Origin of the sequence: Sphingomonas sp. SRS2, assembly GCF_000971055.1 — a bacterium.
Taxonomy (GTDB): domain Bacteria; phylum Pseudomonadota; class Alphaproteobacteria; order Sphingomonadales; family Sphingomonadaceae; genus Rhizorhabdus.
The window spans coordinates 1-22,434 of the sequence record NZ_LARW01000147.1 but is presented as its reverse complement, the minus strand read 5'-3'; the positions used below and the strand labels follow the sequence as shown (position 1 = coordinate 22,434).

18 protein-coding genes are annotated in these 22,434 nt (G+C 65.1%); 14 read left to right on the top strand and 4 right to left on the bottom strand.

Features of this window, described 5'->3' with window-relative positions:
* From hflK to WP12_RS23685, 4 genes are all read left to right on the top strand, one after another.
* Positions 1–958 (top strand): FtsH protease activity modulator HflK (gene hflK, locus WP12_RS21705; RefSeq protein WP_046195740.1); only part of this gene is annotated, 958 nt, incomplete at its 5' end.
* A complete protein-coding gene (gene hflC, locus WP12_RS21700) occupies positions 958–1,827 on the top strand; it encodes a protease modulator HflC (protein ID WP_046195738.1) in 870 nt (289 codons plus the stop codon). The genes hflK and hflC, both read left to right, overlap by 1 nt.
* A 107-nt stretch (positions 1,828–1,934) precedes the next feature.
* Positions 1,935–3,485, top strand: a complete 1,551-nt coding sequence (locus WP12_RS21695) for a Do family serine endopeptidase (RefSeq protein ID WP_046195739.1) — start codon at positions 1,935–1,937, stop codon at positions 3,483–3,485.
* Positions 3,486–3,652: 167 nt separating this feature from the next.
* Positions 3,653–4,294: an energy transducer TonB gene (locus WP12_RS23685; protein ID WP_052730557.1), complete on the top strand. Its 642-nt coding sequence runs from the start codon at positions 3,653–3,655 to the stop codon at positions 4,292–4,294.
* Between the two features lie 129 nt (positions 4,295–4,423).
* Here the strand turns inward: WP12_RS23685 and WP12_RS21685 are convergent, their stop codons facing one another.
* The 3 genes from WP12_RS21685 to WP12_RS21675 form a co-directional block, all read right to left on the bottom strand.
* A complete protein-coding gene (locus WP12_RS21685; RefSeq protein ID WP_046195737.1) occupies positions 4,424–5,251 on the bottom strand; it encodes an outer membrane protein in 828 nt (275 codons plus the stop codon).
* Positions 5,252–5,382: 131 nt separating this feature from the next.
* On the bottom strand, positions 5,383–6,897 hold the full coding sequence (locus WP12_RS21680) for an anthranilate synthase component I family protein (protein WP_046195736.1): 1,515 nt from the start codon (positions 6,895–6,897) through the stop codon (positions 5,383–5,385).
* A gap of 7 nt (positions 6,898–6,904) precedes the next feature.
* The gene (locus WP12_RS21675) at positions 6,905–8,836 is read right to left on the bottom strand and encodes a peptidylprolyl isomerase (RefSeq protein WP_046195735.1); all 1,932 of its coding nucleotides are present in this window, start codon (positions 8,834–8,836) and stop codon (positions 6,905–6,907) included.
* A 134-nt stretch (positions 8,837–8,970) separates the two neighbouring features.
* Here WP12_RS21675 and tpiA point away from each other — a divergent pair, with 134 nt between their 5' ends.
* From tpiA to WP12_RS21660, 3 genes are all read left to right on the top strand, one after another.
* The gene (gene tpiA / locus WP12_RS21670) at positions 8,971–9,723 is read left to right on the top strand and encodes a triose-phosphate isomerase (protein ID WP_046195734.1); all 753 of its coding nucleotides are present in this window, start codon (positions 8,971–8,973) and stop codon (positions 9,721–9,723) included.
* 186 nt (positions 9,724–9,909) lie between these two features.
* Positions 9,910–10,275, top strand: coding sequence for a preprotein translocase subunit SecG (gene secG, locus WP12_RS21665; RefSeq protein ID WP_046195733.1), 366 nt, complete (start codon positions 9,910–9,912; stop codon positions 10,273–10,275).
* 139 nt (positions 10,276–10,414) lie between these two features.
* Positions 10,415–12,049 (top strand): CTP synthase, encoded by a 1,635-nt coding sequence (locus WP12_RS21660; protein ID WP_046195732.1) that lies wholly within the window; start codon positions 10,415–10,417, stop codon positions 12,047–12,049.
* 33 nt (positions 12,050–12,082) lie between these two features.
* Here WP12_RS21660 and WP12_RS26265 read toward each other — a convergent pair whose 3' ends face one another.
* A complete protein-coding gene (locus WP12_RS26265) occupies positions 12,083–12,211 on the bottom strand; it encodes a hypothetical protein (protein ID WP_268794746.1) in 129 nt (42 codons plus the stop codon).
* A gap of 564 nt (positions 12,212–12,775) precedes the next feature.
* Between WP12_RS26265 and proS the strand changes: the two genes are divergently transcribed.
* The 7 genes from proS (at position 12,776) to dnaE (ending at position 22,426) form a co-directional block, all read left to right on the top strand.
* Positions 12,776–14,089: a proline--tRNA ligase gene (gene proS, locus WP12_RS21655; RefSeq protein WP_046195731.1), complete on the top strand. Its 1,314-nt coding sequence runs from the start codon at positions 12,776–12,778 to the stop codon at positions 14,087–14,089.
* A 121-nt stretch (positions 14,090–14,210) separates the two neighbouring features.
* Positions 14,211–15,461: a lipoprotein-releasing ABC transporter permease subunit gene (locus WP12_RS21650; protein WP_046195730.1), complete on the top strand. Its 1,251-nt coding sequence runs from the start codon at positions 14,211–14,213 to the stop codon at positions 15,459–15,461.
* Positions 15,454–16,143, top strand: a complete 690-nt coding sequence (locus WP12_RS21645) for an ABC transporter ATP-binding protein (protein WP_046195729.1) — start codon at positions 15,454–15,456, stop codon at positions 16,141–16,143. Before WP12_RS21650 ends, WP12_RS21645 begins: the two co-directional genes overlap by 8 nt.
* A 69-nt stretch (positions 16,144–16,212) precedes the next feature.
* Positions 16,213–17,985: a Tad domain-containing protein gene (locus WP12_RS21640; RefSeq protein ID WP_046195728.1), complete on the top strand. Its 1,773-nt coding sequence runs from the start codon at positions 16,213–16,215 to the stop codon at positions 17,983–17,985.
* Positions 17,982–18,488: a TadE/TadG family type IV pilus assembly protein gene (locus tag WP12_RS21635; protein ID WP_046195727.1), complete on the top strand. Its 507-nt coding sequence runs from the start codon at positions 17,982–17,984 to the stop codon at positions 18,486–18,488. Before WP12_RS21640 ends, WP12_RS21635 begins: the two co-directional genes overlap by 4 nt.
* A 5-nt stretch (positions 18,489–18,493) precedes the next feature.
* Positions 18,494–18,892: a TadE/TadG family type IV pilus assembly protein gene (locus WP12_RS21630; protein ID WP_235399251.1), complete on the top strand. Its 399-nt coding sequence runs from the start codon at positions 18,494–18,496 to the stop codon at positions 18,890–18,892.
* Between the two features lie 63 nt (positions 18,893–18,955).
* Positions 18,956–22,426 (top strand): DNA polymerase III subunit alpha, encoded by a 3,471-nt coding sequence (gene dnaE, locus WP12_RS21625; protein WP_046195725.1) that lies wholly within the window; start codon positions 18,956–18,958, stop codon positions 22,424–22,426.
* Positions 22,427–22,434 lie beyond the last annotated feature (8 nt).

Here is a 22,434-nt window from a genome sequence, read left to right as displayed (position 1 = left end):
CTCCAATCCGTGGAACCAGCCGCCCCGGGGACGGCCCGGGCGCGGACCGGCCGGGCGCTCCGCGCTCGACGAACTGATGCGGCGCGGCCGCGCGCGCTTTGGCGGCCGCGAAGGCCCCGATCCCGATGCCGGCCGCATGATCCTCTGGGCGCTGGGTGGTATCATCCTGCTCTGGGTGCTGTGGACCAGCAGCCACCGGATCGATCCGCAGGAACGCGGCGTCATCACCCGGCTGGGCTCCTATGCTGGTACGCTTGGTCCCGGCATGCGCTTCTCCTTCCCCTCGCCGATCGACGTCGTCACGAAGATCGACATCGAGGATATCCGCGTGAAGGATATCCCCGCGACCGGCGGCAATGCGCAGAACCTGATGCTGACCGGCGATCAGAACATGATCGACCTGGCTTATTCGGTGCGCTGGAACATCCGCGACCCCGAACTCTATCTCTATGAGCTGGCCGATCCGGACGAGACCGTTGGCGAAGTTGCCGAAAGCGCGATGCGCGCCGAGATCGCCCGCGTCGCGCTCAACGATGCGATGGGCCCGCAGCGCAGCCAGATCGAGGGCCGCGTCCAGCAACGGATGCAGGAGATCCTCGACAGCTATCGCGCCGGCATCGCCGTGCAGGGCGTCGCGATCAAGCAGGCCGATCCGCCCAGTGCGGTGGTTGAGGCGTTCAAGTCGGTCTCTGCCGCGCAGCAGCAGGCGCAGGCTTATCTCAACGAAGCGCGCGCCTATTCGCAGCAGCTCGGCGCGAAGGCCGAGGGCGAGGCGGCCGCCTTTGACAAGGTCTATGCCGAATATAAGCTTGCTCCCGAAGTTACGCGACGCCGCATGTATTATGAAACGATGGAGCGCGTCCTGGCCAAGACCGACAAGACGATCGTGGAGGCGCCCAATGTCGTTCCCTATGTGCCGCTGCCGCCGCAGCCGCCGCGCGCGCAGGGGGCTCAGTAATGAACATGTCGGACAACATCGCCAGCCGTAACATGATCGGCTGGGGTATCGCGGCGCTCGCCGCGGTGATCGTGGTCAGCAGCACCGTTGCGGTGGTGCCGGAAACCCAGCAGGTACTCGTCGTTCGATTCGGTAAGCCGGAGAAGGTGTATAACGCCTATAAACCTAACGAGGATTTCGGGCAGACCGGCGCGGGCGTGATCCTGAAGATCCCGTTCGTCGACCAGATCCGCTGGATCGACAAGCGTGTGCTCGATTTCGACATGGAGCGTCAGTCGGTGCTATCGACCGACCAGCTTCGGCTCGAGGTCGACGCCTTCGCGCGCTATCGGATCGTCGATCCGCTGCAGATGGCGATCACCGCCGGCACCGAGCGCCGGGTGAGCGAGGCGTTGCGCCCGATCCTCGGTTCGTCGCTGCGCAACGAGCTCGGCAAGCGGCCCTTCGCCGCGCTGCTCAGCCCAGAGCGCGGACAGGTGATGGATAATATCCAGACGCGGCTCAATCGGGTCGCCCGCCAATATGGCGCGGAAATCGTCGATGTCCGCATCAAGCGCGCGGACCTGCCCGACGGCACGCCGCTAGAATCGGCGTTCAACCGCATGCGCACCGCGCGCGAGCAGGAAGCCCGTTCGATCCTGGCCGAAGGCCGCAAGCAGGCGCAGATCATCACCGCCGAGGCTGACGCCCAGGCGGCGGGCACCTATGCCGAAAGCTTCAACAAGGATCCGGATTTCTACGATTTCTATCGGGCGATGCAGTCCTATCGCATCACCTTCGGGACCGATGGCACCGAAGCGCCTGGTACATCGAACCTGATATTGTCGCCGAATAACGAGTATCTGCGTGAATTCCGCGGGCGCCGATAAAATATAAGATGGAACGTGGCCGTTCAAGCGGGGTTCAGCGATCGGGCTTGAGATAACGCCCGGATATTCGGCTTAGTCAGGACAGGAGTTTTAAGGAGTTGGCCAAAGTGCGTTATGCCTACGCGATCACCGCGGCCTTGCTGCTAGGCGGTACCGGCGCGACCCTCGTCATGCAGCCTGTTGGCGCGCAGGTGGCGCAGAACGCGCCCGGCGCGATCAATGCTGCCCCGCAACCCGGCGCCCCGATGAGCTTCGCCGACCTTGCCGCGCGGCTTCAGCCGGCGGTGGTCAACATCTCCACCACGCAGAAGATCCAGGTCAAGAATGGCGGCAACGCCTTCTCGGGCACCCCGTTCGAGGAATTGTTCCGGCGCTTCGGCGGCGGCGGCACCGATGATAATGGACGACCGATCACACGCGAGGCGACCTCGCTCGGCTCAGGCTTCATCATCTCGGCCGATGGTTATGTCGTCACCAACAACCATGTGATCTCGGCGTCGCCCGAGGGCGGCACCGGCGCGGTGGTCAGCTCGATCACCGTCACGCTGCCGGACCGCAAGGAATATAAGGCGACGATCGTCGGCCGCGATCAGGCGTCCGACCTGGCCCTGCTCAAGATCGACGCGAAGAATCTGCCGTTCGTTCAGTTCGGCGACTCGACTCGGACCCGCGTCGGCGATTGGGTGGTCGCGATCGGCAACCCCTTTGGCCTCGGCGGCACGGTCACGGCCGGCATCGTTTCGGCGTTGCACCGTTCGATCGGCGTCAATGGCCCCTATGACCGCTACATCCAGACCGATGCCTCGATCAATCAGGGCAATTCGGGCGGCCCGATGTTCGATCTCCAGGGCAATGTGATCGGCATCAACACCGCGATCTTCTCGCCGACCGGCGGCAATGTCGGGATTGGCTTCGCGATACCGGCAGAGGAAGCCAAGCCGATCATCGATCAGCTGCGTTCCGGCAACAAGATCAAGCGTGGCTATCTGGGCGTCGGCATCCAGCCGATGACCGAGGATATCGCCACCAGCCTGGGCCTTGCCAAGGATCGCGGCGAGATCGTTGCGCGGGTCGAGCCCGGCGAGGCGGCGGCGCGCGCCGGCATTCGTCAGGGCGATGTGATCGTCAGGGTCAATGGACAGGAAGTCACCCCCGACAACACTCTGTCCTATATCGTCGGCAAGACAGCAGTCGGCACCCGCATGCCGATCGAGCTGATCCGTGAGGGGCAGAAGAAGACGCTGACCGTGACGCTGGGTGAGCGTCCGCCTGAGGATCAGCTCGCCAATAACGGCGACATCGACAATGACGATGCGCAGGGTGACGGTGGGGCACAGACCGCGCCGGATCAATCGACCCGCAACACGATCGGCCTGGGCTTCCAGACGCTGACGGCGGATCTCGCCCGGCGCCTCGGCGTTTCGCCGACGATCAAGGGCGTCGTCATCAACTATGTCGATCCGTCGAGCGATGCCGCCGCTAACGGCTTCCAGCCCCGCGACATCATCCTGCAGATCAACAATGTGCCGGTGACGACCGCGCAGGCCGCAGCCGCGCAGATCGAAGCGGCGAAGAAGGCGAAGCGGCCGACCGCGCTGCTCTTTGCCCAGCGCGGCAATAACCCGCCGCGCTACATCGGCGTTCAGCTGCGCAACTGATCGCTTCGCCGGACGTCATCGTCCGGTGGAAAGATCGCGGCGACGCTAAAATATTCATGAGGCCGGTCCGTCCGTCGGGCCGGCCTCTTTGATTCTGCCTCGCCGAGCACACGCTAATGCGTGACGTTCGCATTCACGGTGCGTCAGTCGACTGACATCACCGCGCAATGAGCCTCCTCGCATCCCTTCTTTTGGCCGCGGTTGTAGCCGCCGAACCCCATGACCCGCGCGGCTGGATCAAGCCACTCGATTACCCCCCACCGGCTTTTCGGCAGACGCGGGGAGGCGTCACGGCTTTCGAGCTGACCTTTTCAGCGGAGGGCAAGCCGATGCGCTGCGTCATCGCCCATTCGAGCGGATGGGACGATCTCGACAAGGCGACATGCGATCTGCTGCTCGTTCGCGGCCGCGTGAAACCTGCGCTGGATTCGCAGGGGCATCCCGCCATATTCGTCTATCGGAGCAGCCATCGCTGGTTCATGGAGGGGATGAAGCAGAAGGCTCCGAACCCGCCGCGTCATGACATCGAAACCAAACTCGATCGCCCTCCGGCGGACGTGATGGCCCCCGCCCGGGTCGAGGTAGTCTTCATGGTCGGTCCCGATGGCCGGATCTCCGACTGTTCGCCGACCAATCCCATCCATGCCGGCGGTCGGCGATTTGCGGAGAACCAGCGGGCGAGCGCCAGCCTGTGGGGCGAGGCCTGTCGTCTGGTCACTGCGGAGGCGCGGCGCGTGCCGGTGCTTGATGCGAACGGGCAAGCGGTCAGCTCGGTTCAGACCCTGCGAGTCCTTTTCACCGTCGATTGAGTATCTGCCGAGCGGTGAGGCTCCGCGACAGACGCCTCGCTCGGCTGCGGCAGCAATTCACTCGCCCCAAAAAGAAAATGGGCCGGACGAGGGCGTACCCCATCCGGCCCGTTTTTCATCCTGAGTAGATCAGAAGCGGTAGCTGACCGTTGCCACCACCGACTGGTAGGCGAACTTGGAGAAGCCGCGCTTGAAGTCGGTGCCAGTGCCGCTGATCACGGTGAACGGACCGCCGACGGGGCCACCGGTGACAGCGACGCGATAGTCGTTGTTCTTCAGGACGGTGCGCAGGTACATCGCTCCCACCGAGAAGGGACCAACCTTCTGCTCGATGCCGCCACCCCAATTATAGCCCTTGGCATTCTTGCTGTTGTCATTGGGCGTGAAGGTGTTGACACCGTTGGTGGTGCTGAAGCTGTTTTCGATCTTGCCCATCGCGAAACCGCCGGTGCCATAGATCAGGGTACCGGTGCCGAGGCCGTAGCCTGCACGGCCGCGGATCGATCCGTTTTCCTTGAGCTTCGCCTTGAAGGTATAGGAAGCCGGCGTCGTGCTGAACGCGGTTACGCTGTCATGGAGATAGGAGCGGCCATATTCGATCACCGCGCCGATAACCGGACCGCTGGTTTCGCCGAACTGATAGTCGTAGCCGGCATGGACCTTCCAGGTCGTGCCGTCATTGTCCTTCGAGCAGCCGGTGGTTGGCGAGCGCGAGGTGGGTGCGCCGCCGCAGAAGCCAGGCGAGAAGTTCGGGAACGCGTCGCCGAAAGTTCCGTCGCGGTTGCGATCGAAGCTCACCTGTTCGTCACCGTCGCGGGGTTGCCAGGCATAGCCAAGCTGGCCGCCGACATATGCGCCGGTCCAGCTGGGCGAGGTGGTGGCCAGATCCTGGGCCGAAGCGGCGGAGGCGCCGAGCGCCATGCCAAGCGCCGCTGTGCTCAAGAGAAGAAATCGCATTGTGAGGTATCCCTTATTTGGTAGCCGTCTTCGGCATATCAGATACGCAGCCGATACGAAAAGGGTCCATCAATCGAATAAGATAGGCGGAGTGATGCAATATTGTCACGCTATCGCGCCGGAGGCGTAACCTACTGGCCGAAGCCGGGCTCGCCCGCGCGCAGCAGCGCTTCCTTGGCGGCCGCGATGAGCGCGCCGGCCTTGGCCTCGCATTCGCGCTGCTCATAGGCGGGGTCGCTGTCGGCGACGATGCCCGCGCCGGCCTGAACATGCATGATGCCGTCCTTCACCACCGCGGTGCGCAGCACGATGCAACTGTCCATCGATCCGTCGGGTGAGAAATAGCCGACCCCACCGGCATAGGCGCCGCGCGTTTCAGGCTCCAGCTCGGCAATGATCTCGCAGGCGCGGACCTTTGGCGCGCCCGACACCGTCCCTGCCGGAAAGCCTGCGAACAACGCGTCGAGCGCGTCGCGCGCCGGATCAAGCCTGCCGACGACGTTCGAGACGATGTGCATGACATGGCTGTAATGCTCGACCGAATAGCTGTCGGTCACTTCTACCGTGCCGGCGAGTGCGACCCGGCCCACATCGTTGCGGCCGAGATCGAGCAGCATCAGATGCTCGGCGCGCTCTTTGGGATCGGCGAGCAGGCTGTCGCGGTTCGCGGCGTCCTCGATCGCGGTCTTGCCACGCGGACGGGTGCCGGCGATCGGCCGGATCGTGACCTCGCCATCGCGTGCGCGCACCAATATTTCGGGTGATGAGCCGATCAGCGCGAAGCCCGGCAGGTCCAGAAAATAGAGGAAGGGCGACGGATTGATTCGCCGCAGCGCACGATAGAGATCGATCGGCGGAAGCGGGAAGGGTGCGGTGAAGCGCTGCGCCAGTACGACCTGAAAGATGTCGCCCGCGGCGATATAGTCCTTCGCCCTGGCCACCATCCCGGCATAGCGGCCGGGAGCGAGTTGCGGCGTCAGGCTCAGCGACTCCGTATCCGCCTGGACGTGGCTTCGCGGCGGCACCGGGCCGCCCAGCATCGCGGCATGCGCCTCGATCCGCTCGATCGCGCCCGCCAGCTTGACCTCGGGGACACCGGGGGTCTCGGGCCAGAGCGGCGCCACCATGAACAGCTGGTCGGTCAGCCGATCGAAGATCAGGATCATCGTCGGCCGCGCGAACAGCATGTCGGGCAGGTCGAGCGGATTGGCGGGCGGGCGCGGCAGCTTTTCGACCAGCCCAATCGTCTCATAGGCGAAATAGCCGACGAGGCAGGCGAGCGCGCGGGGCAGTCCCTCGGGCACTGCCATGCGGCAAGCAGTGACGAGCCGGCGCATCTCGGTCAGCGCATCGTCGGCAAGCGGTTCGAAGGCGTCGCGATCGGTCGCCCAGTAACGGTTCACCTCAGCCTGTGCGCCGCGCGCGCGGAACATCAGATCGGGCGCGAGGCCGAGCAGCGAATAGCGTCCGCGCACCGCGCCGCCCTCGACCGATTCGAGCAGGTAATCGCCCCGGCCGGGCCGGATCAGCTTGAGCGCGGCGGCGACGGGCGTCTCGGTGTCGGCGATCTGGGTGCGCCACACCAAAGCGGGTTCGCCCCGCGCCAGCGCGTCGAGCGCCACCTGATCGCGGGCATCGGTCGTCATGACGGCCTTATTGCCCGTTGAACTGGCGGCGGACGGCGGCGATCGCCTCGGGATAGCGCTTGACCGTCACATCCTGCTCGACTGCGCGAAGGAATTGCTGGCCCAGCTCGGAGCTATAGGCCTGCGACAATTCGCGGCGAGTCATGTCGGCAAGGCCCGGAACCTGGCGCAGGTCGCCGGGCACGATCGTATCGAGCACCGAGATGAAGATCACATTGCCCTGCGGGCCGGGCACCAGCTTGGCCTTGCCCTTCTTGAGGTCGAACAGTGCGCGCACCGGCTCGGGAACTTCCCGGCCGTTCTGCTGCGCCTGAGCAAGATCGAGCTGGCGCGCGCGCGCCGGCTGCGGCGGGGGCAGTGCGATGCCGGTATCGGCAAGCGCCTTGGCAAGCGGCGCGCCACGGTTGACGGCCGCGACTACCTTCTCGCCGATCGCTTTCGCCCGCGCGGCGGTGCGCTTGAGGATGATGTCGCGAACGACCGCTTCGCGCACTTGAGCAAGCGGCAACGGCGTCGGCGGGATAACCTTGGCCACGGTGATCAGCGCATATTGCTGATCCTTGGTCACGGTCTCTACCACCGGCCGGTCCTCGGGCGACAAGTCGAAGCCCGCCTTGAGCAGCGGCGCCAGCTCGGCCGGTGGGGTCCAGCCCGGCTGGTCGATTGGCTGGCCATCGGCCAGGATCGCCGGGGTCTCGACGACCGCCAGCTTGTTGTTGGCGGCGACCTCGGCGAAGCTCGCACCATCGGCGATCGCGTCCTCGATCTTGCCGCTATAGTCAGCGAGCCCTTCCTCGGCCTTCTGCTTGGCGAGAAGCGCGGTGATCTCCGGGCGGACCTGATCGAGCGTGCGGGCGGGGACCCCCTCGATCGCGTCGACGCGCACGACATACCAGCCGAACGCGCCCTTCAAGGGACCGACGACGCCACCTTCGGGGGCGGCGAATGCCTGGGCGGCGAGTTGCGCACTCGACGCGCCGGCGTAATCGGCGCGACTCTGGCCGGTCAGCGTCGCGGCTTCGAGGCCGGCCTTCGTGGCGGCGGCTGCGAGCGGCGTCCCGGCCTTGGCTGCGGAGGCGATGCCGCGTGCGGTCGCTTCATTCGGGGTGATGACCTGGCTAAGCGTACGGCTGTCTTTCGCCGCATAGGCCGCCGCATTTTCGCGATAATAGGCGGCGATATCCTCTTCGGTCGGGGTCGCCTCGGCGGCGATCTGCGCCGCGCCGAACAGCGCGTAGCGCAGCACCCGGGCTTCGAGCCGGGTATAGGCGGCGATGTTCGTCTTATAGGCGGCGGCGATCTCGGCGTCGGTCGGCGGCGTGACCTCCGCTACCGCGGCGAAGGGGATGATCCCGACCAGACCGGTGCGCTGTTCAAGCAGCACGGTCGCATAGGGGCGCGCGACGCGAGCGGGCGCCACGGCGTCGGCTACCACCGGCATGACGATCTGGCCGCGCATCAGGTCGCTGGCGATGTCGGCGCGAAATTCCTTCTCGCTGATACCCGCGCGGCCGAGCGCGTCGCGCATCGCGGCCTCGTCGAATTGGCCGGTGACGCCGCGAAAACCGGGAATGGTCACGATCTGTGCGTCGATCAGGCGTTTGCTAACTGCGAATCCCTCGTCTCGGCCCCAGCCTTCAAGCGCGCGGGCACCGATCAGCGCTTCGGTGACGCTTTCGAATCCACCCGCGGCGAGAAACGCCTTCTGGTCCAGACCGGGCTGCTCGCGCCGGGCATTGTCATATTGGTTCTGGATGCGGCGCAGAAGTTCGGTGCTGCTGATCTTGGTACCGCCCGCCTTGGCGACCGTCGCGCCGCCGCCGCCGGGTGCGCCCATGTCGGGCGTGGCGACCCCAGTCACGATGAAGGCGATCAGCACGAGGGCGAGCAGCCCAAGGACCAGCCAGGAGGAAAGCGCGCGGCGAAAGAAGGAGATCATCAGCGTTCCGTCTGATCAGAAATAAGCGTTTGCGTTGCCATAGGGTCCAAAGCCCCTGACCGCAACGGTCGGGGCATTGCGATATCCGGGCATCGCTTATAAGCCGCTCGCGAAATCAGGAGCGAGGAACGAACATGGCATTGCGCAAGCTGGTGGCGGGCAACTGGAAGATGAACGGATCGCTGGCCGCCCTGACCGAGCTGGACGCGATCGCCGCCGCCGCGACGGCGCAGCCTTCGGTCGATGTCGCGATCTGTCCGCCCTTTACTCTGATCGCTCCCGCCGCCGCGCAGACCCCCGGTCTGGCGATCGGCGCACAGGATTGCCACGGCGCGGCAAAGGGCGCGCACACTGGCTGCACCAGTGCGGCGATGCTGGCCGAAGCCGGCGCAAAGCTGGCCATCGTCGGCCATAGCGAGCGTCGCGCCGATCAGAAGGAAAGCGACGCCGAGGTCCAGGCCAAGGCCGCCGCCGCGATCGGCGCGGGCCTCATCGCGATTGTCTGCGTCGGCGAGACCGAGGGCCAGCGTGACGCGGGCGATGCGATCGCGGTGGTCGAAGGCCAGCTCGACGGATCGATTCCGCGCGACGTGACCGGCGCGACGCTGGTCGTCGCCTATGAGCCGGTCTGGGCGATCGGCACCGGCCGGACCCCGTCGACCGGCGATGTCGCCGAGATGCATGCGGCGATACGCGCGAAGCTCGGCGCGCTGCTCGGCGGGGAGGGCGCCAAAGTCCGCATCCTCTATGGCGGCTCGGTGAAGCCCGACAATGCGAAGGAATTACTGGGGGTTGCCGATGTCGACGGCGCGCTCGTCGGTGGCGCGAGCCTGACCGCCGAGCAATTCGTGCCGATCATCGAGGGCGCGGTGGCCGCGTCCATCTGAGGGTCATGCCCTCTCCCGCCTGCGGGAGAGAGTAGGGTGAGGGTCTTCTTTCTCCTACGTCTTCCGCGCTTCTGTGCGTCATTCCCTGACCCCGGCCCTCTGCCGCGTGCGGGAGAGGGGCAGCACGGTTGAACCTTCGCCCCTGATCGACTAGATGCGCCGCAACCTCGAGATCGAAAGCGCCGAATGTTCACCTTCCTGCTCGTTGTCCACATCATCGTCGCGGCTGCGCTTGTCGCGGTCATCCTGATGCAGCGATCGGAAGGCGGCGGGCTCGCGTCGGGCGGCAATCCGTCCGGGCTGATGAGCGCGCGGGGCGCTGCCGATTTCCTGACGCGGATGACATCGATCCTCGCGACGATCTTCGTGGTGCTCAGCATCGCGCTGGCCGCGCTCGCCTCGGTCGAGCGTGCGCCGACCAAGATCGACACCTCGCTGGTCGGCAAGACCGCGAGCGGCACGGCCGAGCCCGCGCCGCCGGCCAATGATCCGCTCGCCGCCGCAGCGGCACAGGGCAGCGCGGCTCCCGTCAACGGCGCCGCGCCGCAATAATAGCCTGATATCAGGGAGATCGACGACGAACGCGCCCCATGGCGCGTGTCGGCCCATGCGTTCGCCTGCAAATTTTATCGAAAAGATGGAGTACCCCACCTTGCCCTTCACCCTCGCGCGCGGTTAAAACCATCCTCCCATGGCGCGGTTCATTTTCATCACCGGCGGCGTGGTCTCCTCGCTTGGCAAAGGTCTCATGGCGGCAAGCCTCGCGGCATTGCTCCAGGCGCGCGGCTACAAGGTTCGCATCCGTAAATTCGATCCCTATCTGAATGTCGATCCGGGGACGATGTCGCCCTATCAGCATGGCGAGGTCTACGTCACCGACGATGGCGCGGAGACCGATCTCGATCTCGGCCATTATGAGCGGTTCACCGGGGTTCCCAGCCGCCAGTCGGACAATATCACCTCGGGCCGGATCTATCAGACGATCATCCAGAAGGAGCGGCGCGGCGACTATCTCGGCGCGACCGTTCAGGTAATCCCGCACGTCACCGATGCGATCAAGGAATTCGCGCGCACCGATGTCGACGATCTCGATTTCGTCCTGTGCGAGATCGGCGGTACCGTCGGCGATATCGAATCGCTGCCCTTCATGGAGGCGATCCGTCAGCTGCGGAACGATCTCGGCCGCGGCAACTCGATCTTCGTCCACCTGACGCTGGTGCCCTATATTGCGGCGGCGGGCGAATTGAAGACCAAGCCGACCCAGCATAGCGTCCGTGACCTGACCTCGCTCGGCATCCAGCCGGATGTGCTGGTCTGCCGTTGCGACCGTCCCTTGCCCGATGGCGAACGCGCGAAGATCGCGTTGTTCTGCAACGTGCCCAAGGAGCATGTCATCCCGGCGCTCGACGCCAGCAACATCTATGGCGTGCCGCTGCAATATCATGCCGAGGGGCTCGACGATGCGGTCCTCGCGGCGTTCGGTATCGAGGCGAAGGACGAGCCCGAGCTCAGCCGCTGGACTGAAATTCTCGACCGGCTGGAGAATCCCGAAGGCGAAGTTACGATCGGCGTGGTCGGCAAATATGTCGGCCTGCTCGATGCGTACAAGTCGCTCCACGAGGCGCTGGTCCATGGCGGCATCGCCAACCGGGTGAAGGTCCATATCCGCTGGATCGACGCCGAACTGTTCGAGCAGGACGCCGAAGGCATCGCTGCGCAGCTCGAGCCGATGAATGCGATCCTCGTACCCGGCGGCTTCGGCGAGCGCGGGTCGGAGGGCAAGATCGCTGCAGTCCGCTTCGCGCGCGAGCGCAAGGTGCCCTATTTCGGCATCTGTCTCGGCATGCAGATGGCGTGCATCGAAGCCGCACGGAACACCGCCGGCATCGCTGCCGCCTCGACCACCGAATTCGGGCCGACCGAGGAGCCCATTGTCGGCCTGATCACCGAATGGATGAGCGAAACCGGCCTGCAGAAGCGCGAAGAAGGCGGCGACATGGGCGGCACGATGCGGCTCGGCGCCTATGATGCCGTGCTATCGGGTAACAGCCATGCGGCGAATATCTATGGCGGCACCGCGATCCAGGAGCGCCATCGTCACCGTTACGAGGTCAACGCGCATTACAAGGTGCCGCTCGAAGCCGGCGGACTCGTCTTCTCGGGCATGTCGCCCGATGGCGAGCTGCCCGAAGTGGTTGAACGCCCCGACCATCCCTGGTTCGTCGGCGTCCAGTTCCACCCCGAGCTGAAGAGCAAGCCCTTCGAACCGCATCCGCTGTTCCGCAGCTTCATCGAAGCCGCGGTCAGGCAGAGCCGGCTGGTCTGATGCGTCGCCCCGGCTGATGCCAGGGCGACACAATCAGCCGGGCAATCCCGGCATAACCGGATCGCTGGGCGCTCCCGGATCGGGGTCGGTCGGAGTCGGCACCGGGATATCGACGGGAGTATCGGCGGGAACGTCTTCGGGGGGCGGGGGCTGACTGGCCATGCGGCTTCTCCTTCGGGGGGAGAACGCGCTGGCCCCGCAACCTATCCGTCATGCTGAGCTTGTTTCGGCATCAACCCGCCGGCTCAGGGTGAACCGGCAGCTTTCTGCGACAATCTGGCGGAGAATCCCGGCACCTCCGGTGGTGCGGTGGATACCTGAACAAGTTCGACATGAGCCCGGCAGGATCGCCCGTCTCGATGTCCTGAAACGGCAAGCGCCGGGATTGTTTCCAATCCCGACGCCGCGTGACGATGGTTCGCCACCCCCCTTGGGGGCTCTACGCCACCACCCCTTAAATGGTGGCGGAACCCCTATTTTTTCCCCGAACCGTGGCCGTTTTATAATGCCTTTGTTTCGTGTCGCTTTCCCTACATCCGCCCCCCGATCTTGTCATTGGCTTTCAGGGCCCTTGGACTCGAAAGACGGCGGGTGTGTTTTCTCGGCAACAGAGACCGATCGGTACCTACGCTATAGCTTGTGGCGCTTTGGCCAAGCAGCCCCTCGACCTTGATCGTGTGAAGCCGTAGAGACCGCGCTTATCCACCGCTTCGAGTATCCTGATCCATGCGCCTGTCCCGTCATTTCCTGCCCGTGATGAAGGAGTCGCCCGCCGACGCCCAGATCGTCAGCCACAAGCTGATGCTGCGCGCGGGGATGATCCGCCAGACCGCCGCCGGCATCTATGCCTGGCTGCCGCTCGGCCACCGGGTGCTGCGCAAGATCGAGCAGATCGTGCGCGAGGAGCAGGATCGGGCCGGCGCGATCGAGATGCTGATGCCGACGATCCAGTCGGCCGAGCTGTGGCGCGAATCGGGCCGCTACGATGCCTATGGCCCGGAGATGCTCCGCATTACCGACCGTCACGACCGCGAGATGCTGTTCGGCCCGACCAACGAGGAGATGATCACCACCATCTTCCGCGACAATGTCCGCAGCTATCGCGACCTGCCGCGCAACCTCTACCATATCCAGTGGAAGTTTCGCGACGAGGTCCGTCCCCGCTTCGGCGTGATGCGTGGCCGCGAGTTCCTGATGAAGGACGCCTATTCGTTCGACCTCGATGTCGATGGCGCGCGGCACAGCTACAACCGCATGTTCGTTGCCTATCTGCGCACCTTCAAACGGATGGGCCTCGCCGCGATCCCGATGCAGGCCGACACCGGCCCGATCGGTGGCGACCTGAGCCATGAGTTCATCGTTCTCGCCCCGACCGGGGAGAGCGAAGTCTTCTATCACACCAATTGGGAAACGGTCCGCCCGCTCGATGTCGACGCGGACGACCGCGAGGCGTTGCAGACCTTTGTCGGCGGGTTGACCGCCGACTATGCCGCGACCGACGAGAAACGCGATGCCGCCCGCGAGGCCGAGACGGGCGACAAGCTCAAGCAATCTCGCGGCATCGAGGTCGGGCACATCTTCTTCTTCGGTACCAAATATTCGGCGGCGATGGGGATGACCGTCCAAGGGTCCGACGGCCAGCCCGTGACCCCGCAGATGGGCAGCTATGGCATCGGCGTGTCGCGGTTGATGGCGGCGATCATCGAGGCGAGCCATGACGATGCCGGCATCGTCTGGCCCGACGCCGTCGCCCCCTATGCGGTCGGCCTGATCAACATGCGCGCCGACGACGCGCGCTGCACGGCCGCCGCCGACGATCTCTATGCGAAGCTCCAGGCGGCTGGCGTCGAGACGCTCTACGACGACCGCGACGAGCGCGGTGGGGCCAAGTTCGCGACGATGGACCTGATCGGCCTGCCTTGGCAGATCGTGATCGGTCCCAAGGGGCTCGACAAGGGCGTCGTCGAACTCAAGCGCCGCGCGACCGGCGAGAAGGTCGAACTGTCGGCCGAGGATGTGATCCAGAGGGTCGCGGGTTGAGCCCTTCCATTTCCGTCACCCCAGCGAAGGCTGGGGTCTCAGGAGAGGCTCGCGACATCTACTCCGTCCTTGCCGCCCGAGATCCCAGCGTCCGCTGGGATGACGGCCTGTTAGGGCGGTCATGATCCTCAACCGCTACGAACGCATGATCGCAAAGCGGTACCTGCTTCCGGGCCGGGGCGAGGCGTTCATCTTCCTCGTCGCCTCGATCAGCCTCGTCGCGGTTGCGCTCGGCGTCGCGGCGCTGATCATCGTGATGAGCGTGATGAATGGCTTCCGCGCCGAACTGTTCGACAAGATCGTCGGGCTCAACGGCCATGCCGTGGTTCAGGGCTATGACGGCAAGCTGCCCGACTGGCGGCGGATCGCCGCCGATGCGAAGAAGCTGCCCGGCGTCACCTCGGCCACCCCGCTGATCGAGCAGCCGCTGATGGCGGCCTATGGCGGCCGGGTCGAAGGCGTGCTGGTGCGCGGCATGACGGTCGAGGACATCCGCCGCAATCCGGTGATGCAGGGCAAGGTCGTGCGCGGCTCGCTCAACGCGCTGACGCCGGGAACCGACCGGGTCGCGGTCGGCGCGCGGCTGGCCGAACAACTCGGCGCGGACCTCGGCAGCCAGATCAGCCTGATCAGCCCACAGGGGCAGACCACCCCCTTCGGCACGGTGCCGCGCATCGTCTCCTATCAGGTCGCGGCGATCTTCGAGGTCGGCGTCTATGATTATGACAAGGCGTTCGTGGTGATGCCGATGTCCGATGCGCAGAACCTGCTGATGCTGGGCGATGCGGTCGGCATGATCGAGATTCAGACGGTCGATGCCGACAGGGTCGCCGACATATTGAAGCCGCTGGCCCCTAAGCTGGCGATGCAGGGCGAGATCCGCGACTGGCGCGATCTCAACGCCTCGCTGTTCGAGGCGCTCGCGGTCGAGCGCGTCACCATGTTCGTGGTGCTGTCGCTGATCATCCTCGTCGCGGTGTTCAACATCCTTTCCTCGCTGATCATGCTGGTCCGCGCCAAGCGGCGCGACATCGCGATCCTGCGGACGATGGGGGCGTCGCGCGCGGCGCTGATGAAGATCTTCATGACCGTCGGCGTCGTGATCGGCGTGCTCGGCACCGGCGCCGGCATCGCGCTCGGCGCGGTCTTCCTTTTCTATCGCCAGGCGGTGGTCAATTTCATCCAGATCGTGACCGGGCAGAATCTGTGGGACCCGTCGATCCGCTTTCTGACCGAGCTGCCGTCGAAGAGCGACCCGGTCGAGGTCGTCGCGATCATCGTCATGTCGCTGGGTTTCAGCTTCCTCGCGACGCTCTATCCCGCCTGGAAGGCAGCCAGCACCGATCCGGTCGAGGTTCTGCGCTATGAGTGACGCCATCCTCGACGCCGCTGTTCTGGATGTCCGCGGCCTCAGCCGCACTTTCCATCAGGCCGATGTCGCGATCCACGTGCTGCGTCAGGTCGATCTGGCGATCGCGCCGGGCGAGATCGTCGCGCTGCTCGGCCCTTCGGGATCGGGCAAGTCGACCCTGCTGCAGGCGGTCGGGCTGCTCGAAGGTGGCTTCGAGGGATCGATCCGTATCGCCGGTGAGGAAGCCGCCAAGGCCGACGCGCAAGGCCGCACCCGCATCCGCCGCGACCGGCTCGGTTTCGTCTATCAGTTCCATCATCTCCTGCCCGATTTCACCGCGGTCGAGAATGTCGTGCTGCCGCAGCTGATCCACGGCGCGGAGATGGCGCCGGCACGCGAGCGGGCCGAAAGCCTGCTCTCCGCGCTCGGCCTTGCGCAGCGGCTCACCCATCGCCCGTCGCAGCTGTCGGGTGGCGAGCAGCAGCGTGTCGCGGTCGCCCGCGCGCTCGCCAACCGGCCCGCGCTGGTGCTGGCCGACGAGCCCACCGGCAATCTCGACGAGGCCACCGCCGATGTCGTTTTCGCGGAATTTCTGCGGCTGGTGCGCCATGAAGGCTCGGCCGCGCTCGTCGCGACGCACAATGAGCGGCTGGCGCAGCGAATGGACCGGGTGGTTCGGCTTCACGACGGGCATTTGAGCTGAGCCCCGAATTTGGGGCGTTAACCTTTCCTGCTAAGATTTTTATTAAGCATTCCCGGCTATGCGGGTCGAATGATCCCGGCCTGGATTCACTCGATTGCGGCGGTATCGCGCCACCTGCGCGACAGCACGCGCGGCGGCGTGGCGCTGATCGGCGCGCTGTCGCTGACGACGCTCGTCGGCATGGGCGCTTTTGCCGTCGAGGCGACGCGAGGCTATGCCGCCGATACGCAAAACCAGCGCATCGCCGACATGGCCGCGCTGGCCGGCGCACTCGCCTACAACGTCAACAGCAACACCAGCCAGATGACCGCGACCGCGCGGTCCGTGGTCGTGGCGCAGGGGCTGCCCGCAACCGCTGCTGATGTTCAGCTTGTAACCGACGCACCGACCAGCAGGCAGCTTGTCCAGGTTACCGTCACCACGGCGGTTCCGCTGGCGCTGGGGCGGGTCTTCACCTCGGCGCTGAGCTATGACGTGACGGCGGTGGGATCCGCGACCACCACCGCGACTACTACTACCGCCCCGCCCTGTATCGCGACGCTGGATGCAAGCCCGACCTATGGCATCACGCTCGACGGCGGCACCAGCATCACCGCGCCGGGCTGCGCGATCAACACCAACAGCGGCGTCACCGTACCTTGGGGCACGACGATCACCGCCAAACAGGTCAATGCCGGCAAGACCGTAAACAATCCCGGTAGCGGCATCACTACCTCGCCGACCTCGAACAATATCGTCCAGAACAAATCCAACGCCGCGAGCGACTGGATAAGTGCGGATACCAATCTTCAGGCGCTACTCTGCAAGGTCAACCAGCTTTCTGGCTACAGTGACCCCGATTATCCGGGCGGCAACACAGCCTGCACCACGCCGCTGGTGAGCGCGACCAGCGTGGTCACCACCTCCGACCTGAATCTCAATTACAGCGCATCGGGAACGCTGCTGACCTACTTCAACAGTAGCACGAACACCTATGACATCCCGGCCAGCTACATCAACGCTACCTATTCTGGTGGGAATATCAGGAATCTGAATATCTCGGGGGGTATCACCGCTTACATCCGTGGGCCTGTGAACCTGAATATCGGTTCGGTAAACATGGGCGGCACCGCGCTCCATTTCGGCAGTGGTAATATCAGCATATCCGGCAAGATCGACGTCAACGGCGGCGCACTCGTCGATTTCGACGTTGGGGTGGGAAACACGATCACCTTTGGTCATGTCGGCGGCACGTCGATCAATGCCGGAGGTGGCGCGAAAGTCTGCTTCACCGTTAATTGTGTTGCGCCGACAGTCGCAGCAGGCACCTTCAGTGTGGGTGGCGACGTCATCACAAGCGGTGGCAGCACTATCGTCTTCCCGAAAGCCGCCACCCACGTCATCAACGGCAATCTAAGCCTCAACGGCAGTTCGACCTTCGGATCGGGCAGCTATATCATCAAGGGCAATTTCACGAACAACACCGGCGGCACGATGAGCGGGACCGATCTGACCTTCGCCATGGGCGGAACTTTCACCTTGTCCGGTGGCACCTCGCTCGATCTCGCTGCGCCCGGTGCCTTGAGCAGCTATGGGATTCCCGGCATCCTGTTCGCCACCAAGAGCGCGGCGGCGACCACGATCGGCGGCGGGTCGAACAACAAATATGCGGGACTGCTCTACGCGCCGAAATCGAACATGATAGTCAGCGGCGGCGGATCTATGTCGGCCAATGGCGGCGCTTGCCTGATGATGATCCTCAACCGGCTGACCCTGACGGGCGGCGGCGCGACGGCTACCGGCAACTGCGCGAGCCTCTCCGGCTCGTCGAGCAGCACCGCCAGCGTGTCGTTGTTCAAATGATCCGGCGGCATCTCCTCCGGCTGGCCCGCGAGCAGCGCGGCGTCGCGACTATCGAGTTCGCATTGCTGTCAGTGCTGTTCTTCTTCGTGATGACTGCGGGGCTCGATCTGGGCATGTGGTATCAGCAGCGGCTCCGCCTCGACAGCGCGGTCGAGCAGGGCGGGATAATCGCGTTCAGCCAGCGCTCCAGCCTCGATGCCGCCGCGGCCGCCACTATAACCACTTACGTCGGCGCAGCGGCCAAGCTGTCCACCGCCCCGACGGTAACGATCACCTGCAATGGCGGCACCTGCGTCAACGCCAGCCGGACCTGCGCCTGCATCAGCGGATCTGGGCCGACCTATACCCCCGCGGCCTGCAACGCCACCTGCGCCGATGGCAGCCTCGCCGGCTATTATATGAAGATCAACGCGGTCGCGACGTCGAACACCATGCTGGTGCCCGCCGCGATGCTGGGCGGCAACATGGTGCAGGCGCGCGCGGCGCTGGTGCGGCTGCAATGAGGCGTATGTTCCGCGACATCGCCGGTGTGACGGCGGTCGAGTTCGCGCTCGTCGCCCCGGTCTTCATGATGTTCATGTTCCTCATCATCGACGGCGCGCGCGTGGTATGGACCTATCAGACGCTTCAGGAGGTCGCCGCCAGCAGCGCGCGTTGCGCCGCGCTCGGCAGCACCGGCTGCAAGACCTCGTCCGAGGTCAAGGATTACGCCGTGGCGCGCGCCGCCGCGACGGGGGTGAAGCTTACCACCGGCGCGGTCACGCTGACTCCGGCGACGACCTGTTCCCTGGTCGCGGGGATGACGAGGGTCACGATCGCGAGCAGCTATCAGGGCGCGACGACGAAATTGCTGCCCAGCTCGATATCGACGCTCACTACCGAAAGCTGCTTCCCGACCGCCAGCTGACGACATTGTGGATAACGCCGAAACTTTTCTGGCGAATCCGCTCGGCCTCCCTAGATTGCCTCCATGGCCTATCAACCCTTCGTCCCGCTGCGCATCTTCTCGGCCTATACGATGCTCGAAGGGGCGATCGAGCCCAAGGCAATCTCGAAGCAGGCCAGGAAGCTGGGCTTTCCCGCCGCGGCGCTGACCGACCGCAACGGACTGTACGCCGCGATGGCCTTTTCCGATGCGGCTAAGAAGGACGGCGTCCAGCCGATCATCGGCACTTTGCTGGCGGTCAAGCGGCCCGGGATCGACCAGCTGATCGTCGACTGGCTGGCGCTCTATGCGCAGGATGCGACGGGCTACGACAATCTATGCGCGCTGGTTTCAGCCGCGCATCTCGAGCGGCCGGTGCATGAGGACGCGCATGTCCCGCTCACCACGCTGGAGGGCCGCACCGACGGCCTGATTGCGCTGACCGGTGCAGGTGACGGCGCGCTCGCCAGGCTCCTTGCGGGCGAGCAGCAGTCCGCTGCCGAGAGCTATGCCGACACGCTTCAGGCGCTGTTCCCGAAGCGGCTCTATATTGAACTGGCCCGACGGGGCGACGCGACCGAACAGGCGGCCGAGGAGGCGCTGATCGATCTCGCCTATGCCCGTGATCTGCCGCTGGTCGCGACCAACCCGGCCTGCTTCGCCGAACCCGAATTTCACGCCGCGCATGACGCGATGCTGTGCATCGCCAGCTCCTCCTATATCGACACGGTAGAGCGGCAGCGCTCCTCGCCCGACAGCTGGATCAAGCCGGCGGCCGAGATGGCCCGGCTGTTCGAGGATGTGCCCGAGGCGCTGGCCAACACGCTGGTGGTGGCGCAACGCTGCGCCTTCTCCGCGCCTTATCGCAAGCCGATCCTGCCCAGCCTCGCCGGCGACCGCGATGCCGAGGCAGAGGCGCTGCGCAACGACGCCCGCGCCGGGCTGGAGATGCGGCTGGAAAAGGCCGGGATCACCGATCCCGAGACGCGCCGGATCTATTTCGATCGGCTCGCCTTCGAGACCGACATCATCATCAACATGGGTTTCCCCGGCTATTTCCTGATCGTTGCCGACTTCATCAAGTGGGCGAAGGAACAGGATATTCCGGTGGGGCCGGGCCGTGGCTCGGGCGCGGGCTCGGTGGTTGCCTGGTCGCTTACCATTACCGATCTCGACCCGCTCAAGCTCGGCCTGCTGTTCGAACGCTTCCTCAATCCCGAGCGCGTATCGATGCCCGACTTCGACATCGATTTCTGCGAAACCCGACGCGGCGAAGTGATCCGCTACGTCCAGCAGAAATATGGCCGCGATCAGGTCGCCCAGATCATCACCTTCGGAAAGCTGAAGGCGCGCGCGGTGCTCAAGGACACCGGCCGGGTGCTGCAGATGAGTTATGGCCAGGTCGACCGGCTTGCCAAGCTGATCCCCAACCATCCGACCGATCCCTGGACGCTCGAGCGCGCGATGAACGGCGTGTCCGAACTCGCCGCCGAATATAAGGGCGACAAGGAGGTCCGCCGGCTGCTCGATCTTGCGATGAAGCTCGAAGGCTTGCCGCGCCACAGCTCGACCCACGCGGCGGGCGTGGTGATCGGCGATCGACGCCTCGACGCGCTGGTCCCGCTATATCGCGATCCGCGCTCGGACATGCCGGTGACGCAATTCGACATGAAATATGTCGAAGGCGCCGGGCTGGTGAAGTTCGACTTTCTCGGCCTGAAGACGCTGTCGGTGCTCCAGAAGGCGGTGCAGTTCCTCGCCGCGCGCGGCGTCACCATAGATCTCGACGCCCTCGAATGGGACGATCCGGCGGTCTATGCGCTGCTGCAAAAGGGCGACACCGTCGGTGTGTTCCAGCTGGAATCGGAAGGAATGCGCCGCACGCTGGCCGCTGTCCGGCCAACCAATTTCGGAGATATCATCGCGCTCGTCTCGCTCTATCGGCCGGGCCCGATGGACAACATCCCGATGTTCGGCGCGCGCAAGAACGGCCGCGAGCCGATCGAATATCCGCACCCGCTGCTCGAAACCATCCTCGGCGAGACCTACGGCATCTTCGTCTATCAGGAACAGGTGATGCAGGCGGCGCAGGTGCTCGCCGGCTATTCACTCGGTGAGGCCGATCTGCTGCGCCGCGCGATGGGCAAGAAGATCAAGGCCGAGATGGACGCGCAGCGCGAGCGCTTCGTTACCGGCTGCGCCGCGAACGACATCGCCGCGCCCAAGGCGAACGAACTGTTCGACTTGATCGACAAATTCGCCGGCTATGGCTTCAACAAGAGCCACGCCGCGGCCTATGCGCTGGTCGCCTACCACACCGCCTGGCTGAAGGCGCATCACAAGCCGGAATTCTACGCCGCGTCGATGTGCTACGACATGCACCAGACCGACAAGCTGGCGATCTTCATAGACGACATGCGGCGCATGGGCGTCCCCTGCCTCGGCCCCTGCGTCAATCATAGCGAGGCGGAGTTCTCGGTCGAACCCGGTGAGGATGGCGCGCTCGCGGTGCGTTTCGCGCTTGGCGCGCTCAAGGGCGTCGGCGAGAAGGCGATGGAGCAGATGGTCGAGGCCCGCAAGACCAAGGGTCCTTTCACCAGCCTCGAGGATTTCGCCGACCGCATCGACCCGCGCCTGATCAACCGCCGCCAGCTCGAAAGCCTGGCCGGTGGCGGCGCGTTCGACATGATGGAGGACGAGCGCGCCGGCGTGTTCGCGGCGGCGGAGATCATCCTCGCCCATGCGTCGAGCGCCGCCGACCAGCGCGAGAGCGGGCAGGGCGGTCTGTTCGGCGACAGCCCCGGCGACGTCGCCCCGATCCGCATCGATCGCGGCGTCCACTGGACGCTGGTCGATCGCATGGCGGCCGAGAAGGAGAGCTTCGGCTTCTACTTCTCCTCGCACCCGACCGATCAGATCCGCCATCTTGCCGATGCCAACGGCGCGCGCAGCTTCGCGGCGCTGTGCGCACTCCCCGCGCCGGCTGATGGCGGCCGCGTGAACTCGGTGATGGCGGCGCTGGTCGAGGATGCCCGCTGGCGGACGTCAGCGAAGGGCAAGCGCTATATGATGGCGACCTGTTCCGATTCGACCGGCCAGTTCATCGCCACCTGTTTCGACGACATGGCGTCGGGCGAGCTGGAAAACGCCGCCAAGTCCGGCGTGTGCGCGCTGCTGCGCGTCGAGCTTGATTGGCGCGCGGGCGAGGAGACGCCGCGCGTCACGGTACGTGGCTTGCAAAGCTTCGACACGATGCAGTCGATCCGCCTGCGCGTTGACGTCGAGACCGCCGATCCGGCGGTGATTCCCGCGCTCGCCGCGTTGGTCGCCGATGAGCGCGGCGGGCGCGGCGAAATGTACCTGCAGGCGCGCCTGCCCGATCAGACGATAGCCGAGCTATTGCTGGGCCGAGACTTTCGTCTGGACGCGGAACTCGTGGCCCGGATTGAGCGCCTGCCCGGCATGACCGCGCGGATCGGCACGGTGGGACGGCCGCAGCTGGCAGTGGTTTCCTGATATAACTC

Bases quoted from the DNA above. Each gene is read 5' to 3' on its own strand.
- hflC (WP_046195738.1), top strand. From the start codon at position 958: ATGAACATGTCGGACAACATCGCCAGCCGTAACATGATCGGCTGGGGT.
- WP12_RS23685 (WP_052730557.1), top strand. From the start codon at position 3,653: ATGAGCCTCCTCGCATCCCTTCTTTTGGCCGCGGTTGTAGCCGCCGAA.
- WP12_RS21685 (WP_046195737.1), bottom strand. From the start codon at position 5,251: ATGCGATTTCTTCTCTTGAGCACAGCGGCGCTTGGCATGGCGCTCGGC.
- WP12_RS21680 (WP_046195736.1), bottom strand. From the start codon at position 6,897: ATGACGACCGATGCCCGCGATCAGGTGGCGCTCGACGCGCTGGCGCGG.
- WP12_RS21675 (WP_046195735.1), bottom strand. From the start codon at position 8,836: ATGATCTCCTTCTTTCGCCGCGCGCTTTCCTCCTGGCTGGTCCTTGGG.
- tpiA (WP_046195734.1), top strand. From the start codon at position 8,971: ATGGCATTGCGCAAGCTGGTGGCGGGCAACTGGAAGATGAACGGATCG.
- secG (WP_046195733.1), top strand. From the start codon at position 9,910: ATGTTCACCTTCCTGCTCGTTGTCCACATCATCGTCGCGGCTGCGCTT.
- WP12_RS21660 (WP_046195732.1), top strand. From the start codon at position 10,415: ATGGCGCGGTTCATTTTCATCACCGGCGGCGTGGTCTCCTCGCTTGGC.
- WP12_RS26265 (WP_268794746.1), bottom strand. From the start codon at position 12,211: ATGGCCAGTCAGCCCCCGCCCCCCGAAGACGTTCCCGCCGATACTCCC.
- proS (WP_046195731.1), top strand. From the start codon at position 12,776: ATGCGCCTGTCCCGTCATTTCCTGCCCGTGATGAAGGAGTCGCCCGCC.
- WP12_RS21650 (WP_046195730.1), top strand. From the start codon at position 14,211: ATGATCCTCAACCGCTACGAACGCATGATCGCAAAGCGGTACCTGCTT.
- WP12_RS21645 (WP_046195729.1), top strand. From the start codon at position 15,454: ATGAGTGACGCCATCCTCGACGCCGCTGTTCTGGATGTCCGCGGCCTC.
- WP12_RS21640 (WP_046195728.1), top strand. From the start codon at position 16,213: ATGATCCCGGCCTGGATTCACTCGATTGCGGCGGTATCGCGCCACCTG.
- WP12_RS21635 (WP_046195727.1), top strand. From the start codon at position 17,982: ATGATCCGGCGGCATCTCCTCCGGCTGGCCCGCGAGCAGCGCGGCGTC.
- WP12_RS21630 (WP_235399251.1), top strand. From the start codon at position 18,494: ATGTTCCGCGACATCGCCGGTGTGACGGCGGTCGAGTTCGCGCTCGTC.
- dnaE (WP_046195725.1), top strand. From the start codon at position 18,956: ATGGCCTATCAACCCTTCGTCCCGCTGCGCATCTTCTCGGCCTATACG.